The 3,624-nt window shown below is 66.7% G+C and carries 3 protein-coding genes; 2 read left to right on the forward strand and 1 reads right to left on the reverse strand.

The window, feature by feature from the left end; all coding sequences use genetic code 11:
• Positions 1-165 precede the first annotated feature (165 nt).
• Positions 166-1,275 carry an acyltransferase family protein gene (locus tag ACLP25_RS12885; RefSeq protein WP_442469589.1) on the reverse strand — a complete coding sequence of 370 codons (1,110 nt, stop codon included), beginning with the start codon at positions 1,273-1,275 and terminating at the stop codon, positions 166-168.
• Positions 1,276-1,783: 508 nt separating this feature from the next.
• On the opposite strand from ACLP25_RS12885, the gene ada reads away from it, so the two are divergent.
• Positions 1,784-2,851: a bifunctional DNA-binding transcriptional regulator/O6-methylguanine-DNA methyltransferase Ada gene (gene ada, locus ACLP25_RS12890; RefSeq protein WP_442469590.1), complete on the forward strand. Its 1,068-nt coding sequence runs from the start codon at positions 1,784-1,786 to the stop codon at positions 2,849-2,851.
• 146 nt (positions 2,852-2,997) lie between these two features.
• On the forward strand, positions 2,998-3,624 hold a 627-nt coding region (locus ACLP25_RS12895), incomplete at its 3' end, for a 2OG-Fe(II) oxygenase (RefSeq protein WP_442469591.1).

Here is a 3,624-nt window from a genome sequence, read left to right on the forward strand (position 1 = left end):
GACCGACCCCCATCCAAGCCCGCGCCTTCGATCTCCTCGGCCTCAAAATCGCCGCGTAGGCAGAACGCGATGCGCCCGTCGAGTCACGTCAATGACTTGCGCTCACAAACACCGGAAGTTCGGCCTAACCGGGCGCCCCAGAGGCCGACCGCTTCGACCTTCCAGTTAGGGAGGAGCGACTTCGCTCAATCTTCGGGCGCGCGGATCCCGTGCGGGAGGGGGCGCCGCCGATACGCGCGCCGCTCGCCCGCGGTGCGCCAGACCAAGCGCAGGTTTCTCGATCAGGGTCCAACTGAAATACGCAAAGACTGCGGATATCACGAGGGCGAGGAACGAGAGCGTCAACGCCGTTATTGATCGGCTCAGATAGGCGATCGTTATCTGAATCGGCCAAGCGTAAAGGTAGATGCCGTAGGATAGGTCGGTTTCGTTGGCGAAAATGCTGATTCGCAAAACGCGAGAATGCAGCGCGAACCAAAAAATAAGGTAGCCGCCGCAGGTCGCCAGCGCAAACTCCGTCACCGCCGGAACGAACGCCGACGCGATCAGGAGCGCGGCGGCCGCCAAAGCGATACGCCCGTTGTAGACGACGCGGTCTTGATAAAGGTAAAATAGCATCCCGACCATGAAGATGCCCGTGAGGTGCACGGTCTGGAACGGCCCTCCGAAGACAACGTAGAGGGCGCCCGAGCCGTCAGGCAAGAAGTTAGGCGCGCTGACGATCAGGCAGGCGAGAGCGGCGATCAGGATGCCGACCCGCAGTCGCGCGTAGGCCCCGGTCAGCCCCAGCGCCGCGACCAAAATGTAGCAACGGAATTCATAAGGGATGGTCCAGGCCGATCCGTTGACGCTCGGCATAGGCATGCCCGGGAAAACGCCCGGGAGTTTCGCCAAACTCAGCAGCAAGAGGCGCAGAAGCGTTTGGACGACGTTTGGAAATTGAAATACGGACAATCCGGCGCCGACAAGCGGGGCGAGCACGAAGGTGCATAGCAGGATGTTGACGACGAAGCCCGGGTATATTCTCAAGACACGCTTTTTGAAGTAATCAACGACGCTGACCGAGCGGACGAAGCTCTTCGTAATCAGAAAGCCGCTGATCAGGAAAAATCCATCGACAGCAATTTCCCCAAAGGTCGCCGGGCCGAAGTGCGGTTCGAACTCACGATTGCCGGTGAGAATCGAAGGGGAATGCGGAAAGATGACGAGGCAGGCGAAAAAGAGCCGCAAAGCGCCAAAATTGTTATCCTTGGCATGTATCGGTCCGGTCGCCAAACTCGCCTCCAAAGCTCCAAAGCCTGGACCTAACGGGCGACGGCAACCGCGCGGGACGCTGCAGCGTCCCGCAACCGTGTCGAACACGTGCTTGCCCCCTGTTCGCGTTTACATCGTACACTCAAGCTTCCGTGCAGTCAAAGGCGTCGGAGAACCCATGAAGGCGCCCGATTATTCTGGAACCGCGACTGGGAAAGCTGGCGCACGCACAGGAGAGCGAACGCTGCAAAGGCCCGCGCCAAGGGCGGCGAACCCTGGGAATTCGTCCGCAACGCGTTGCGCCGCGGCGACGGGCGCGTGGGGGGTTTGCCTGGCTGCGCCCAGACGGCGGCTGGAGGCGGGCGAGGCGATCGACATCGTCACGCCGACCGGGGAAGGATGGGGAGGGCTGCAACGCGGCCGTCGACCGCGCCCTACTGCGCCTTAAATTCGACCGCAAAGACCGGAGTTCGACGAAAGGGCGGAAGGCGTAGACCGGGACCCGAAGCAAAACCCCGGAGCAACTCCTATGTTCACCGCCATGATCGACCGCGTTCTCACGCCCGAGCAGATGGCGGACGCCGTCCGCCGCCGCGACCCGGCGTTCGACGGCGCGTTCGTCTTCGCGGTGAAGACGACCGGCGTCTATTGCCGTCCGAGCTGCGCCTCGCGTCCCGCGAAGCCCGAAAACATGTCATTCTTCCCGACGCCGGAAGAGGCGGAGCGGGCGGGCTTCCGCGCCTGCAAGCGCTGCCGGCCTGACCGGGCCTCCGAGCCCGATCCGCATGTGGCGATGGTGCGGCGCGCCTGTGAGACCATCGCCGCGGCCGAGCAGGCCCCCTCCGTCGCCGCGCTGGCCGAGGAGGCGGCTTTGAGTCCGTTCCACTTCCACCGCGTCTTCAAGAAGGTGACCGGCGTGACGCCCAAGGCCTACGCGGCTCAGATGCGGGCGCGGCGCGCCGACGAAAGCCTGCGCACGGCGGGGACGATCACCGAGGCGATCTACGGCGCCGGTTTTTCCAGTTCGAGCCGGTTCTACGAGACGGCGACGGCGCGGCTCGGCATGACGCCGACGGCGGCGCGCCGGGGAGGGGAGGGGCAGGTCATCCGCTTCGCGGTTGGCGAGGCCTCCCTCGGCGCCGTGCTTGTCGCGGCGACCGACAAGGGCGTCGCGGCGATCCTGATGGGCGACGACCCCGGGGGGCTGGTGCGCGATCTTCAGGATCGTTTCCCGCACGCGGATCTTGTCGGCGGCGACGCGGGGTTCGAGCGCACGGTCGCTCAGATCGTGGGCCTGATCGAGGCGCCCGGCGGCGTCCTCGACCTGCCGCTCGACATCCGCGGCACGGCGTTCCAGCAGCGGGTCTGGAAGGCGTTGCGCGCGATCCCCGCGGGGCGCACGGCGACCTACGCTGAAATCGCCGCGGCGCTCGGCCGGCCGAGCGCCGTGCGCGCCGTCGGTCAGGCATGCGCCAAAAATCCGCTCGCCGTCGCGATCCCCTGCCACCGCGTGGTGCGGACCGACGGCGACCTCTCGGGCTACCGGTGGGGCGTCGAGCGGAAGCGGAAACTCCTCGAGCGGGAGGCGGCGCGGTGACGGCGGCGGAACAAGACGCGAAGCCGCGCCATCCCCTCGCCCGGCGGCCTTCGGCCGCCACCCTCTCCCCGGGGGAGAGGGGCGCGGCGCTGCAGGCGGCCCCTTCCCCCTCAGGGGGAAGGGGACCCGAAGGGCCGGATGAGGGCCTGGCTGAGACGATCGCCCGGCTCGACTGGGCGGCGATCGAGCGCGACCTTGACGCCTACGGCGCCGCCGTGGCGCCTAACCTCCTGACGGCGGAGGCCTGTCGGGAGATCGCCGGCCTCTATCCGGACGACCAGAAATTTCGCTCGACCGTCGTCATGGCGCGGCACGGTTTCGGCCGGGGCGAGTATAAATATTTCGCCGAGCCGCTTCCCGGCGTCGTCGCCGCGTTGCGCCAAAACCTCTATCCCCGGCTCGCGCCGGTCGCGAACCGCTGGAGCGAAGCGATGGGCGTGGACGCGCGCTATCCGGCCGGTCTCGACGCCTTTCGCGCCCTCTGTCGCGCCGCCGGGCAGACCCGGCCGACGCCGCTCATGCTGCGCTATTGCGCAGGCGACTACAACTGCCTGCATCAGGACATTTATGGCGCGCTCGTGTTTCCGCTCCAGGTCGCAATCCTCCTCTCGGCGCCGGGGCGCGATTTCACCGGCGGGGAATTCGTGCTGACCGAGCAGCGGCCGCGCATGCAGTCGCGCGCCGAGGTCGTGAGCTTGAGCCAGGGCGACGGGGTCATCTTCGCGGTGCGCGAGCGGCCCGTCGAGGGCGGGCGCGGCCCCTATCGGGTCAAC

The sequence above is a fragment of the Roseiarcus sp. genome, assembly GCF_052145395.1.
Classification (GTDB): Bacteria; Pseudomonadota; Alphaproteobacteria; order Rhizobiales; family Beijerinckiaceae; genus Roseiarcus.

Excerpts from the sequence above, each read along its gene's own strand:
- ada (WP_442469590.1), top strand. The coding sequence starts at position 1,784 with ATGTTCACCGCCATGATCGACCGCGTTCTCACGCCCGAGCAGATGGCG.